9 protein-coding genes are annotated in these 14511 nt (G+C 56.9%); 4 read left to right on the forward strand and 5 right to left on the reverse strand.

Going from position 1 to position 14511, the window contains the following annotated elements; genetic code table 11:
- Nucleotides 1-104 precede the first annotated feature (104 nt).
- Complete coding sequence (locus tag Poly21_RS13015; RefSeq protein WP_436967511.1) at nucleotides 105-1217, forward strand: sigma-54 interaction domain-containing protein; 1113 nt, start codon at nucleotides 105-107, stop codon at nucleotides 1215-1217.
- Between the two features lie 451 nt (nucleotides 1218-1668).
- Here the strand turns inward: Poly21_RS13015 and Poly21_RS13020 are convergent, their stop codons facing one another.
- The 4 genes from Poly21_RS13020 to Poly21_RS13035 all read right to left on the reverse strand — a co-directional run bounded on the left by Poly21_RS13020 (nucleotide 1669) and on the right by Poly21_RS13035 (nucleotide 8194).
- The gene (locus Poly21_RS13020; protein ID WP_302118827.1) at nucleotides 1669-2445 is read right to left on the reverse strand and encodes a S1 family serine peptidase; all 777 of its coding nucleotides are present in this window, start codon (nucleotides 2443-2445) and stop codon (nucleotides 1669-1671) included.
- A 317-nt stretch (nucleotides 2446-2762) separates the two neighbouring features.
- Nucleotides 2763-4310: a DUF1501 domain-containing protein gene (locus tag Poly21_RS13025; RefSeq protein ID WP_146407442.1), complete on the reverse strand. Its 1548-nt coding sequence runs from the start codon at nucleotides 4308-4310 to the stop codon at nucleotides 2763-2765.
- Nucleotides 4307-7444 (reverse strand): PSD1 and planctomycete cytochrome C domain-containing protein, encoded by a 3138-nt coding sequence (locus Poly21_RS13030; RefSeq protein WP_146407443.1) that lies wholly within the window; start codon nucleotides 7442-7444, stop codon nucleotides 4307-4309. The genes Poly21_RS13025 and Poly21_RS13030 overlap by 4 nt, the downstream gene beginning before the upstream one ends.
- Before the next feature lie 261 nt (nucleotides 7445-7705).
- Nucleotides 7706-8194: a DinB family protein gene (locus Poly21_RS13035; protein ID WP_146407444.1), complete on the reverse strand. Its 489-nt coding sequence runs from the start codon at nucleotides 8192-8194 to the stop codon at nucleotides 7706-7708.
- A 296-nt stretch (nucleotides 8195-8490) separates the two neighbouring features.
- Here Poly21_RS13035 and purB point away from each other — a divergent pair, with 296 nt between their 5' ends.
- The 3 genes from purB (at nucleotide 8491) to Poly21_RS13050 (ending at nucleotide 12389) form a co-directional block, all read left to right on the forward strand.
- Nucleotides 8491-9918: an adenylosuccinate lyase gene (purB, locus tag Poly21_RS13040; RefSeq protein ID WP_146407445.1), complete on the forward strand. Its 1428-nt coding sequence runs from the start codon at nucleotides 8491-8493 to the stop codon at nucleotides 9916-9918.
- Nucleotides 9919-9959: 41 nt separating this feature from the next.
- Entirely contained in the window at nucleotides 9960-11174 is a 1215-nt protein-coding gene (locus tag Poly21_RS13045) for a RimK family alpha-L-glutamate ligase (protein ID WP_146407446.1), read from the forward strand.
- A 444-nt stretch (nucleotides 11175-11618) separates the two neighbouring features.
- Nucleotides 11619-12389 (forward strand): polyphosphate polymerase domain-containing protein, encoded by a 771-nt coding sequence (locus Poly21_RS13050; protein ID WP_146407447.1) that lies wholly within the window; start codon nucleotides 11619-11621, stop codon nucleotides 12387-12389.
- A gap of 179 nt (nucleotides 12390-12568) precedes the next feature.
- On the opposite strand, the gene Poly21_RS13055 is transcribed toward Poly21_RS13050, so the two are convergent.
- The gene (locus Poly21_RS13055) at nucleotides 12569-14269 is read right to left on the reverse strand and encodes an efflux transporter outer membrane subunit (RefSeq protein WP_146407448.1); all 1701 of its coding nucleotides are present in this window, start codon (nucleotides 14267-14269) and stop codon (nucleotides 12569-12571) included.
- Nucleotides 14270-14511: the final 242 nt, after the last annotated feature.

A 14511-nucleotide genomic window follows, 5' to 3' on the forward strand; every position in this document is an offset into this window, starting at 1 on the left:
TTCAGGTTGGAAAACCGGGTGACAGCCAATCCTACCAGCCCAGCTAGCTGCCCGTGAGTGTCCGGAATCAATTGTTGCCGGGCGTAATCGGTCAATCTCCCGCCATGCGCGAAGTCGATCGCGTGACCCGCAAGGTCGCCGTCAGTAATGCATCGGTGCTCATTTTAGGGGAGACCGGCACGGGTAAGGAACTCGTTGCCTCGGCGATCCATCAGCTGAGCCACCGCAGTGGTGGGCCGTTCGTCAAGGTGAATTGTGGTGCGCTGAGTGAAAGTTTGCTCGAGAGCGAGCTTTTCGGTCACGTACGCGGTTCATTCACCGGTGCAATCGCCAACCGGGCCGGACGTTTCGAAGCCGCCGATGGTGGGTCGATCTTCCTCGACGAGATCAATTCGACGACCATGACCCTGCAGGTCAAACTGCTGCGCGTGCTCCAGGAAAAGGAATTTGAGCGGGTTGGTGACACTGCCACTCATCGCACAGACGCCCGCGTGATCGCAGCAAGTAATCGGGACCTAATGAGACAGGTCCACAACGATCGATTTCGCGAGGATTTGTATTGGCGGCTCAACGTCGTCCCGATCGAAATCCCTGCGCTGCGGCACCGCCGCGATGATATCCCGGCGCTCGTTTCGTTCTTTTTAGATTACTACAATGAAGTCAACGATCGGTATGTAACCCATATCGAACCGGCCGTGATGCTTGCTCTGCAGGATTATCATTGGCCCGGCAACGTCCGCGAGCTGCAGAACTATATCGAGCGTGCGGTTGTCATGAGCGACACCGACGAATTGACGCTCGATCTGTTACCCGTCTGCGTCACCAGCGGTGAACCGCTCGTCGCCAGATTCCCCGAGTCATTTGCAGCTGGCGGGCCGCTCGATCCAGAACAACCAATGCGATCGCCGGGCGATCACGAGGCGATCGGGGAGCATCCGGGTTCGCCACAGCGTTCCCCCGAGCCCGCGGTCAGTCCAGCTGCGTATGTCGATCGGATGGACGTGAAAACACTCACCCGGTTCGTCGTTTCACGCGGTCTCTCGGAGGCAGATGAAGAGGAGAACGTGCACGCTTCCGTTGTCGACCAAATTGAAAAGGAACTGATCTCGCAAGTGCTCGCTCAGTGCGGCGGAGTCCAAACCAAGGCTGCGGCAAGATTGGGAATGAACCGGAATACCCTCTATAAGAAGATTAAGCAGTACGACTTGGACAAATGAGTAGCGGGAAGACCACACCCCGCACCGGTTCCGATCACAATTTCAGCGGCGGAAATGGATCCGATTGATGCAAGCTGGCGGGTCGATGCCACGGGACCATGTCGCAGTCGGTCAGCGTCCTATGGCCGCTCCAGCCGCCCAGTTGATGCCCCGCCACAGCGTTTTTGTCATCACAAATCCTCGAGTCGTCTGCGGGGTGCTAACCCAAGCGACGCGATCGTAACGATCGACTTTTACCGCCGAGAGATTTTGAACCTGTGAAGCTGCGGACTTGCGGCAAAACCATGTTAAGCGTTTTTCAACATGGCGAAGAACGGTTCAGCGTGAGTGGCAGGCAAACCGACTGTACAACCAGCGCGAGTTTTGAACCACGACAGACGCGAACCACGCGAAAGTCAGGGGCGGTCCATTTCATATCCTTCGTGGTTGAATGATGCGACTGAAGAACGATCTACTCACTTTTCGTTGTCGGCGTCGAATTCGCAATGGCGTCGTGAATCAAGCGTGAAGGAACCATCTTGGAGAGCTTCGCACCGGAAACGTCGGTCACTACGCCCACATAGATGCCTACCACAGTGACGTCATCGGTCGATCTATCGAATAGAAACGCAGGGCCGCCACTCGTCCCTTGCGCAATTGCCGGAGAGCAGTAAACAATCGGCTCATGTCCCCAACGCGTCTTGCTTTGAATTTCAGTCGAAGCTACATAGCCGACGACCGCAAGTGGTGAAATGGGTTCCTTCGCACCGAATCCAAGTGGAAAACCAGCGGTGACGATCTGAGTGGTTGGCGTCTGGGTCTCAGTGCAAACGCTCTGAAGTGATACAGAGAGTGTCATCAGGTTGTCGACATGGAGCCTTCCGTTTGGGTCAGGGCGGATTTCCGCGATGGCAAAATCAGATGTGGGATCGCGTTGCCACGGGTCGGATTCACCAGAACAGAGAGACTTCAGCGATACCGATTGCGATTTGCCCGCCGGATCACGATAGACCAACTTGCTTTTCGCATTCGTTTCGTCGCTACCGTGCCCGGCCGCGACGAGAAACAACTGCTCGGCAGAATGTACGAAGAATGCGGAGCAAAGTTTCATGCTGTCCGGTTTGTTTTCCTCCGGCGACTGAATGCACACTGCGCGTTCCCAACGATGCAACGTTGGTGGAGTCGACAAGCCGGTCCGTGGAATGGAGACGGAAAGTAACACGAATAACAGTAAGGTGAGTTGTTTCATCGTTCGGTCAATGCATTGCGATAACGGACAAGCGATCCCGCAAGCATTGTATGCGACCGACTCACTCACTGTTTGGGATGTTGGGGGGCGGCGGTAGCAGCGGCGCTAAAAAACTTGGCTCATCGATACGGCTCTGTTATTTTGCTCTTTCGCCGCGTCAGGTCTCAGAACGCCCTGTTCTGAAAGGTGCCACTTACCGATGTGGCACGTTCAGTTTCCGTGCTCACTCAGCGTCTTGCCGAACGCGGTCTTGACGAGTGGTAGGTGACGCTCGTGGTACGCCACCGCCGACGCAAGTTTCCGGCGGCGATGATGTGCTAAGCCAACAGTTCTCGCACCACGCGAGCCTGCTCGACACCGGTGAGTTTTTGATCGAGGCCTTGGAACGGATAGGTCAGGCGTTCGTGGTCGATGCCCAGGCGTTCGAGAATCGTGGCATTGAGATCGCGGATGTGGACGCCGTCACGGACAATATTATAGCTGAATTCATCGGTTTCCCCGTGCACGACGCCGCCGCGCACTCCCGCACCTGCCAGCCAAACCGAGAAGCACTTGGGATGATGGTCGCGGCCATAATTAGTTTTCGTCAGTTCACCCTGGCAGTAGATCGTCCGCCCGAATTCGCCGCCCCAGACGACGAGCGTGTCATCGAGTAGCCCACGCTGTTTTAAATCGGTGAGCAAGCCGGCCGATGGCTGATCGGTATCCCGACACTGATTGGGCAGGTCTTTCGGCAGAGTTCCATGCTGATCCCAGCCACGATGAAAGATCTGTGTGAAACGCACGCCGCGTTCAGCCAGTCGGCGGGCCATCAAGCAACAGTTCGCATAGGTGCCCGGCTTTAGAACATCGGGACCATACAGATCGAGTACGTGCTGGGGCTCGTCGCTTAAATCGGCGAGATCCGGGACGCTGGTTTGCATCCGAAACGCCATCTCGTACTGTGCGATCCGAGCATCCGTTTCAGGGTCGCCGATCCGGCGAAGCGTTTCTCCGTTGAGTTCGGCGAGCGTATCGAGCATGCGGCGGCGGACGCGGGAGTCAATGCCGTCGGGGTTAGACAGGTAGAGCACGGGGTCGCCGCTGCTGCGCAATGCCACGCCTTGGTATCGGCTCGGCAAATAACCACTTCCCCATAACCGGTTGTAGAGCGCCTGGGCCTGTTTACGACCGGTCCACGACGCAGTCATCACGACAAAGGCGGGTAGGTCGGCGTTTTCGGTACCGAGACCGTAGCTGAGCCATGCACCGAGCGACGCCTTGCCCGGCAATTGATTTCCCGTGCAGATGTAGGTGATCGCAGGGTCGTGATTGATCGCCTCGGTATACATCGACTTGACCAACGAGATCTCGTCGACTTTGCCAGCCATGTGCGGGATTAACTCGCTCGCCATGGTGCCGTTTTCGCCATAGGGAGAAAACTGGTAGATACTCGGTGCGATCGGAAAACGTGACTGGCCACTCGTCATCGTGGTCAGACGTTGACCCTGCCGAATCGACTCGGGTAAATCTTTGTCGAACCAGTCCGCCATCGCGGGCTTATGATCCCACATGTCCATTTGGCTGGGGGCACCCGACATGAACAGGTAAATCGCCCGCTTGGCGGCGGGGGCGTGATGTGGCAGGCCAGGCAGGCCTTCATTTGGCGCAGATGGGGCCGCACCCATCTTTGTGGCGGACGCCACGCTTGACGTCAGTTCCGCTGCGATCGCGCCCGGAGTGCCTTCGAGTGACGCCAGCGCCGCCATCCCCAAACCTGCACAGGACTTTGAAAACAGGGAGCGACGAGTCAATTGCGACAGTCGAGTTTGGGCCTCCGACGCGTGAATCAGATCGGCTGCATGTCGATGGGATGAGCGGTTCATTTGCAAACTACCTCGTCTAGGTTGAGCAGGGTACTGGCGAGCACGGTCCAAGCGGCCAAGCTCGCGTCGGCGGACCCGACCAACTTCGTCGCTTGATCGGGGCTCTCGCCATAGAGATCCGTCAAATCCGTCAACAGGCTGGCGAGGGAATCGAGTTCACCTGCGGTCGGCGACCGCAGCGTTATCTTTTCGAAGAGATCAGTCAGCGACAGTTTGGGATTCGTGGTATCCGTTTCTATCATCTGGTCGGCTAACCGCCGCGAGGCAGCCATCGTTTGGGGCTCGTTGAGCATCAACAAAGCTTGCAGGGGCGTGTTGGTCCGTTCTCGGCGGGCCGTACATGACTCACGACTGGGGGCATCGAACGTCGTCATCACAGCGGGGGCGCTGGTACGTTTCCAAAATGTGTAAACGCTGCGGCGATAGATTTTGTCGCCTTCGTCGGCCACGAACGTCGCCGTGTTGGAATCGGTGTATCCCACTGCTGCCCACAACCCAGCAGGCTGAGGAGGTTTCACGCTCGGACCACCTTGTTGGTCGACGAGCAGGCCGGACACGGAGAGCATCTGGTCTCGCAGCATCTCGGCGTCGAGACGAAAGCGCGGGCCTCGGGCGAGCAGACGATTGTTGGGATCGATCGCCTGCATCTCCGCGGTCGATTTGGCATCACGTTGGTAGGCGTCCGTCATGACCAATCGTTTCATCATCGCTTTGACGTCCCAACCACTCTCACGAAATTCGATCGCCAGCATATCGAGCAGCTCGGGGTGGGATGGTGGGGTGCCCTGACTGCCAAAATCCTCGCTCGTCTTAACCAAGCCGGTGCCGAACAGCTGTTGCCAAAACCGATTCACGGCGACACGGGCCGTCAGCGGGTGATCGTCCGCCGTCAGCCACTCGGCCAATGCCAACCGGTCGGTATCATCGTCGCTCCGAAGCGGTGGCAAAAAGGCGGGCGTGCCACGGTCGACTGCATCACCCGGAGCGTCGTATTGGCCACGTATCAGCACTCGCGCCTCACGTGGCTCGGTGGTTTCTTTCCAGACGAGCGTTGTTGGAAGGCTGTTCTGCAGGTCGCTCTGCATCTTGATCAAGCCGCTGCGCAGGTCTTGAATTGCTAACCACTGCGGCGAACGGCAATACTTGCGTCGGTAGAACTCTCGCACGGCCTCGGAAGCGGATTGGGCATCGGCATTGTCAGCGGGGGGCTCCCTCTTCGCAATTGCCGCCAAGGCGGCTTTGAGCGGTTCCGCCAACTCAACCTCTCCGGCAGCAAATGCTTCCCCTAAACGGGTTTCGACGTCGTCGTAGACGGTCAACTGCACGTCACGAAACATATGGCCTGCGTACTTCGATTGATAATGAAGTTCAATGCGAAGTTGCGTTGGAGTCTCTGGCGTTGAATCCACCTGCGATTGCAGTTCAAACCAAGCCGTTCGCGGCCCCTCACTTTGATGACCGGCCACCGCCCAACCACGATCAGCGTCAATTGCACCGTCGACGGCCATCTCTACAGAAAAACCATCACCATCGGTTTGTTGGCGACTCGCCAATGCGGACGCAATCTTCACCGCTTGCCACTCCGATTGATCGTCTGGGCGCGTCTGCAGTACGATCTCGCTGAGTACTGCATTGCCATTGGACGACGCCCCCACACGGGTGTTCTGATCGTCTGTGAGGGCTCCCAGTTGCAGCATCCGCCACTGGCCGGGCGGAAGCTCGCACTCAATCTCAATGGTCTCCTTGGCGGCAACCTTGCCAGCGACATGGACGATCGTATCGTCGATGATGCTCGTTTCTGTTTTCGATTTGGATTGAGCCGTGCGTGGCCTAAGCACCGCTGATTTCGCATTCGAGCTTCCCGCCAGTGCCGACTCCCACGCTTTCTGGGCAGCATCGACGTCCGGCAGCAAGCCATCCTGTTGCAGGTCGATTGCGGCGATTTCGGTGGCAATTTCATCGAGTCGCTGCTGCTGTTCCTCGCTGGCCACGCGCACGACTGGGGCATGATCTTTCGTGTTCCCGTCGAGGGCGCGGCCGTCGAGTGAGTTGAAAAATGCTGACAGGGAGAAGAACTCTCGCTGCGAAATCGGATCGAATTTGTGGTCGTGGCAGACCGCACACCCCGTCGTCAGTCCCAGGAATACGGTGCCGAACGCGTCTGTCCGATCGATCACATTGCGAGCAAATACCTCCTCGTAGATCGAACCGCCCTCGTTGGTGGTGACATTGAGTCGATTGAATCCAGAGGCAATCTGCTGAGCAAGAGTAGCCTCGGGGAGCAAATCACCGGCAAGCTGCTCGGTGATGAAAACATCCATGGGCTTATTTTCATTGAACGCAGAGATTACCCAGTCCCGATAGGGCCACATCTCTCGATAGTTGTCCAAGTGCAAACCGTGGGTGTCACCATACCGCACCAGATCGAGCCAATAGCGGGCCATGTGCTCGCCATAGTGCGACGAGCTCAGCAGTCCATCAACGTATTTCTCATACGCATCAGGATCGGTGTCGTGGATGAAACGTTGCACTTGTGACCAGGTGGGTGGCAGACCAGTCAGGTCAAACGCGACTCGGCGAGCGAGGGTCACGCGATCCGCGGGGCCGTTCGCGCGGAGAGACTTCTTTTCCAGGGCAGCGTTGATCCAGCAATCAATGGGGTCGTCGCTCGTGTCGCCGGAGCTGGCTGGCAAATCACGAAGGGTGGGGGGGGTGAACGACCAGTGGGCCTGAAACTCAGCACCCTGTTGAACCCAGTTCGATAGCAACGACCTGGCATCGTCGCTGAGCGGCTTGTGATAGTCCGGCGGCGGCATCAGCATGTCGGGATCGTCGCTGTTGATCCGCTCCAGGAGAACGCTCGTCTCCCAGTCGTCCAAGTCAATCACCGACTGGGCCCCCTCTGCGGTATCGAGCCGCACTCCGGATTCCCGCTTGTTTTCGTCCGGCCCGTGACAGGCGAAACAGTGATCAGATAGCAGCGGGCGAATATCTCGAGAGAAATCGACTTTGCTACCGTCGGCTGGGAGAATCTCGGTGGGAACGCTATTGGCGGGCTCAGCAGCCACGCTGACGCCTAATAGCACCAGCGACAAGGCGATGAGTACCAAGTACCGCGAATCAGTCGGCAACATGCGTGGGACTCGGACGTGAGAGGCGTGCGCAGATAGGGCGGATGAATTGCATCCGCGTGAACGCGAGGTGGGATAGTCCTCACTATATCCAATATCCCTCTCAATGCCAGCGCAACATCGGATCAGAAATCCCGTCAGGGTCGTCCCGAACCGAACCGATGGCTTCCCTGCCAGCACAGCAGCGCGGCCGGGAAGAGTGAAACGCAATGGTTATTCATGCGTTGGCGAGTGTCGCTGCGACCAGTCGATCTGGCTGTGATTTCAACCGTCGTAAACCGGTGTGAGTTCGACGCCGCACATTCGCAAGTATACCGACAAAATGCCCCGATGATGAACTGCGTGATTGAGTACCCAAGTACGTAAGCACTCGCTTTTGGGAATCGTGAATAGGGCCTGGCCACCTGATTTCAGCGACCACATTTCCGCCATGATGTCATCGGAGCAGTTCACCAGTGATTCGCGGGCAGCTTTCAGATTGTTGTCAAACTGTTTCAGGAGCACGCTCGGATTGGATTCACTGGAGACTTGCTCTGCAGGCCCGTCCGGTGGTGCTATGTCAAAATAGGACTGCTCGATGATTTTGGGAGTCCACCCGATGATATCGACGAGGTGGTTGGCATTCCAAGCAATCGTGTGCAGACCCTCGGCGGCGCACCAGTCCATTTTGTCAGCCGGAACTTTTTCCAGCAGATTGCGAGTTCTTGCCATCTCGGCATCCAATTCAGGAATCATTTGGTCGGCCAGGCCCATGTCAGTCTCTCCATATCAATTGAATTTCATGCCAGTGTGTCCCCAGTCAGAACGGAGACTAGTTTCACGGTTCTGCCAAGCGTCTGCAATGCGGGATGTTGGCGAAGAGCTACCCTTGGACAACGCTTCCAACCGACTATGATCACGCCCCAGGTGTGTTTCAGTGGTGGATCATCTGCTGGAAACTACCGTCGCCAGAGGCTGGGAAATCCCGTTCAACGTCGAAATCCATGCTCCGGCGAGCTTCGTAATCACGTCCATCGCGTCTTTTATCGACCTTCTACTCCGAGTTTCCCGTGCCCGATTCCCTCCCCAACGTTCTTGCATCCCGCTACGCCAGCGATGCGATGGTAGCAATTTGGTCGCCTGAATCCAAAGTTATCCAAGAGCGGCGGCTGTGGATTGCAGTGATGGAAGCGCAGTCCGACCTCGGTGTGCCAATTCCCGACGGTGTTATTGAGGCGTACCGCAATGTGATCGAGCAGGTCAATTTGCAGTCGATTGATGATCGCGAACGCGTCACCCGCCATGACGTCAAAGCGCGGATCGAGGAGTTCAACGACTTGGCCGGCCACGAGCACATTCACAAGGGGATGACGAGCCGCGATCTGACAGAGAATGTCGAGCAGCTTCAAATACGCTTGGCACTGCTGCTCGTTCGCGACCGCATTGTCACTTCACTGGCCATGTTGGCTGATCGGGCGTCGCAGTTCGCCGAGCTGGCCATCGCGGGACGCAGTCACAACGTCCCTGCTCAGGTGACGACAGTGGGCAAGCGATTTGCGAACACTGCGGAGGAGATGCTGACGGCTTACCAGCGCGTCGAGGAATTGATTGCCCGCTATCCACTGCGGGGTATCAAGGGACCGGTGGGCACCCAGCAGGATATGCTCGATCTATTCCAGAACGACGCCAACAAACTCGACCAGCTCGATGGGCGCATCGCAGAGCGGCTGGGGTTCACGTCCGTGCTCGACAGCGTCGGTCAAGTCTACGCGCGCTCACTCGATTTCGATGTCGTCTCTGCCCTGACGCAGGTCTCCTCGGCACCGGCGAATTTTGCTCGCACGCTTCGATTGATGGCAGGCGCCGAGCTGGCGACGGAAGGCTTTCGGCCCGGGCAAGTTGGCTCGTCAGCCATGCCTCATAAGATGAATGCTCGATCGGCCGAACGCATTGATGGATTCTGTGTTCTGCTGCGAGGTTACCTGTCGATGGTCGGCGGTTTGATCGGCGATCAGTGGAACGAGGGTGACGTCAGTTGCAGTGTCGTGCGGCGAGTGGCTGTTCCCGATGCGTTCTTGGCAATTGATGGGCAAATGGAAACGTTTTTGACTGTGCTGAGCGACTATGGCGTTTACCCGGCAGTGATCGATCGTGAACTCCGCCGCTACCTTCCGTTCTTGGCAACCACGAAAATTTTGGTCGCCGCAGTGAAGGCTGGCGTTGGTCGCGAGAGCGCTCACGAGGCGATCAAGGAACACGCTGTGGCAGCTGCCTTGGCAATGCGAGAAACCGGTCGTGACGATAATGATTTGCTGCAGCGTCTCGCTGCAGATGATCGTCTCCCATTGACCGGTGAACAGTTGCAGGCTGCGATAGGCGCACCGGTGGAGTTCATTGGCAACGCGGTCGCACAAATCAACAAAGTAAACGCACGAATCGCGTTGCTCGTTGAAAAGAATCCGGAATCTGCCGCCTATCGCCCTGGAGATATTCTGTAAGATAGGACGCGAACCCATCTCTGCTCAAAAAAAGTTTCTCCATGAAGTTAGCTATTCTTTCCTGCAGCCCGAAATGCTATTCAACCCGGCGCTTGCTAGAAGCCGCACGGCATCGTGGAGCGACCGCCAAGGTCCTCAATACGCTGAAATTCGCCATCGATTTAGAGCAGGGTGAACCGGATCTGTACTACCGCAGCAAACATCTGAGCGAATACGATGCGATCCTACCGCGGATTGGCGCGTCGATCACCTACTTCGGTACCGCGGTGGTACGTCAATTTGAGCAGATGGATACGTTCAGCGCCTGCTCGTCGGCCGGGATCAGTAATTCGCGTGACAAACTGCGCAGCTTACAGATCCTCAGTCGACACCAAATTGGAATTCCGCAAACCACCTTCGTTCGTGACCGCAAAGATATCTTGCCAGCCATCGAACGCGTCGGTGGCGCACCTGTGATCATTAAACTGCTTGAAGGCACCCAGGGTGTAGGCGTCATTTTGGCAGAGTCGGTCAAGGTGGCCGAGGCAATCATCGAAACGCTCCAGAGCACCCGGCAGAACGTCTTGGTGCAGCGTTTCGTTTCCGAGAGCAAGGGACGCGATATCCGTGCGTTTGTTGTCGGCGATCGCATCGTAGCAGCGATGCGACGCGTGGCCGTCGGGACGGAGTTTCGCAGCAATGTCCATCGCGGTGGCCAAACCGAGTCGGTCGAGCTCGAACCCGCCTATGCGGAGACCGCTGTTCGCGCTGCTCAAATCATGGGGCTGCGTGTCGCGGGAGTGGATATGCTCGAAGGCAAAGATGGCCCGCAGGTCATGGAGGTGAATTCTTCACCAGGCCTCGAAGGTATCGAAACTTGCAGCAACCTCGATATCGCTGGGGCAGTGATTGACTACATGATCGCTCAAGTTGACTTCCCTGAGGTCGACGTGCGTCAGCGATTAACGGTCAGCAGTGGATACGGTGTCACTGAGATCCACATTCGTGACGGCTCAGAGTTTGTCGGTAAGACGATCGATGAGTCCGGGCTGGCCGAGCAGGACATTAACGTGCTAACGCTCTATCGTGGCACGACGGTGATCCCCAATCCGAGGCTCAAGCGAACTCTCGAACCGAACGATCGCCTGCTGTGCTTTGGGAAACTCGAGGCGATGCGAGGGATGGTACCCGCGAGAGTACGGAAACAGCGCCGACCTAAGATCAAGACGCTGCCGGCCTCCGCTCAGCAGATCCAACAAGAGATCTCCAACCACTGAGTCGCGCCGAGCCGTGCGTATCCCATTGCCATCGAATCCAGCATGGGATCGTTCTTAGTTTCGCCTACAAGGCTGGGGCGCCCACGACGCCTGAGACGTCCACGACGCCTGAGGCCTCGGTGCAACAGGCGTCATTCGTTGGGTGATCGGCGAGTTGTCCAAGCGACGTCCGTGTGAACCTGCCGACGACTGCCAATGGCGGTGCTCTCGGGCAGTGATCAAACCACCTGGGGCACTTCGTTTTCTTCATTCCTGTGACGGCTCAGGGCTGCGACTGGAGGTGACTGGTTTTTTGAGAATTTTTGTGGCGGGTTCCAAGTATCACCGCAACCAATTGTGCAGACGCGTGGTGAGCACACTGCATCACCCCGCTGACAATTTGGTTTGAGAGGAGCTTGCCCTTGGCTGACTCTGCCCGGAAACGTATGGAAGGAAACCGACGCGATGACTGAGATTCAAGTCCACGACCAACGCATTGAATTGAAATACTTGCTGGATGCTGACCTGTCTCAGCAAGTTCGGCAATGGGCTCGTGAACGCCTTGGTGTTGACGCTCACTGCAGCGACACCTTCGGCGACAGCTACGACGTCACTACGTTGTATCTCGATACCCCTGAGTTGGATCTGTTTCACCGCACTGGCGAGATTGGCAAGGCAAAGCATCGAATTCGCCGCTATGGTGCCGAACCGACTTTGTGGGTCGAAACCAAACGCAAGAAAACGGATGTCGTCAACAAAAACCGTACCGCGACCAACGACGGTGAAGTGGTCGCTCGCTTGTCCGACCCTTCAGATCCGACGGCATGGTGTGGCAGTTGGTTTGCCACGCGGGTCAGCGAGCGTCGCCTGCAGCCCACCGTTCAGGTGCACTATCGCCGCTTCGCGCGAACCTCCACTCTCGGAGGTGAAAATATGCGATTGACCATCGACAGCCAATTGCAGGCCAGCGCCGCTGATGGCTGGAACGTCGCCTCGACATCCGATGCTGCAAACCAAGATCGCATCCGGGCAACTGATGCCGAGATACTTGAACTCAAATTTCACAACACGATGCCAGTTCTCTTTAAGGAACTGCTAATGACTTTCGCTATTCCCGTTACGGGATTCTCAAAGTATCGAACGGCCGTGGATGCATGGAATCTGGCGACCTCTGCACCCATGCTCTCGTCGGTGGCAAACATCGACCTGCCATCGGATTGCCCGTCGATGTGCTGAGGGGCATGCCAGCGTCGTGTGAGAAGACGCTATAGCATCAAGTTAGCCGCCGTCAGGTTTTGTTCTGTGACGGCATCGCTCGTTGCGGATGCGACCAGCAGGCCGTCCAAATTCATCATGCTCGAGTTGCCCACGATAAATCCAGACAGTCTCGATAACAGTCGGTTGCCCGCACGGCGTCAGTCGTCAGTTGATTCGTCGACCGGGTTTTCGAGCACTTCTTCAATGGGGGACTCTCTCTCTGCGGGTGGGGTTTCAATTTCTTCTGCAGTATCAGCCTCATCAGCAGCATCCTCAGCACTGCCATCGGGGGCTTCATCACCCATCGCATCATCTGATTCAGCTTCGCCGATACCAGCGGTGTCTTGCTCCCCTACGGTCATGATGGGCTGCGTGAGGAACGGTGACGGCCAACCACCGCCGAGGGACCGGTAGATCGCCACCACGCTTTGGGCGACATCACCTTTGGCTGCGGCGGCAGATACTTCTTGCTGCGTCTTCGTATTTTGGACGCTGAACACACGGTTGAAGTCGATTTCCTCGCCCTCCAAGAATTGCAGGGTGATCAACTCGTTCGTTTTGTCGGCGGCTTCGGCAGCTTCGAGTTGCAGTCGCAGCCGTTCTTGGTTCTTTAGGAACTCCACGATGGCATTCTCGGCCTCCAGATTGGCGTTGAGTGCGGTTTGTCGATAGGCTGCCAACAGCTCTTGGAAGCGGGCCTCCTGAAGTTCAATATTCCCAACTAATCGTCCGTAATTCAGGACATTCCAGTCGAAACTGGGACCCACCGATCCGAAACCGGAACCACCGCGGAACAGGCCATCAAACTGGTCCGAACTTCTGCCGACTGTTCCCACCAAGGCGATGTGTGGATACAGCTCGGATTCGGCCACACCGATTAATGCACTTTGCGAGGCGAGCAACCGTTCTGCGCGGCGTACGTCGGGTCGTTGCAGTAGCGTGGAGGCTGGGATCCCAATCTCGATCTCAGGTTTGACGTCTGGAATCTTCCCCGGCCCCAGTATCTCCAGAATATCTTCGGGGGGCATACCCAGCAGAATGCACAGCAGGTTTTGTGATTGTCGAAGTGAAGTTTCGACTTGCGGGACGAGCGCCTCGGTTTGGACTAAGCTCGATTTCGCCTGTTGCACATCGACTTCACTCGATTCGCCATTGCGAAAACGAATTTCCGTCAGTTCATACGTCTTGCGTTGGTTGTCAACATTGAGCTTGATCAATTTCAAGCGTGTCTGGAGAGTGCGGATATCGATATAAGTTGCCGCGACGTCGGCCACCAGCGTAACCACCACGTCCCCGAATTCGTAAATGGATGCATCCAAATCCGCGTCTGCCGACTCAATCGCGCGGCGGTAGCGTCCCCAGAAGTCGATCTCCCAAGCCAGGCCGAACGACCCCCGCCAAGCGCTGAAGTGTCGATCGCCGCCGGAGCCTGTCCGAAGGTTGTGCGAGTAGTCGGCTGAAACGGATTGCTGTTGCGGGAAAAAATTACCGACGACAATCTGCCGAAGTGCGCGCGCTTGCGTGATTCTCGCTCCGGCTTGCCGGACGGTCAGGTTCTGTGAGTACGCTTCGGTGATCAGTTGATTGAGAACCGGATCATTGAACGAGGCCGCCCACCAGGCCGTGGCGTCCACCGGACCCCCGATCAACCGCCGATCATCGGCATCGATCCAGTCTCGTGCAATGGGAGCGCACGGTTTGCGATAATTGGGACCCACCTTGAATCCGTTGTCGACCCAATCTCGCGGACTCGTGCATCCCAAACCGAACATTGCGATCCAGGCAAACGCCCATGACAGCCCTAGCCGTGCTTGGCGGGCCGCGATGATCGCAATTCGTCTCAGTTTACACCGCATCATACTTCTCGGAAAATAGGAAAAGTCCTCTCCCGTCCTACCTTCGGTGGATGATGCACATTTGGTACAATCAATCGCACGCCCCCTGAATAAGTTAACTCGTGCTCATAGATGACGGCCTCAAAGTCACCCTGATCGGCATAGCCGGTCGAGCCTGACACCTGACCTGCCGTTACCCACCCCTTACTATGGGCAGCCGTCACGGGATGACGTAAAGAATTGCAGAGCAGAATGCCATGGTTTGA

The organism is Allorhodopirellula heiligendammensis, from assembly GCF_007860105.1.
Lineage (GTDB): Bacteria > Planctomycetota > Planctomycetia > Pirellulales > Pirellulaceae > Rhodopirellula > Rhodopirellula heiligendammensis.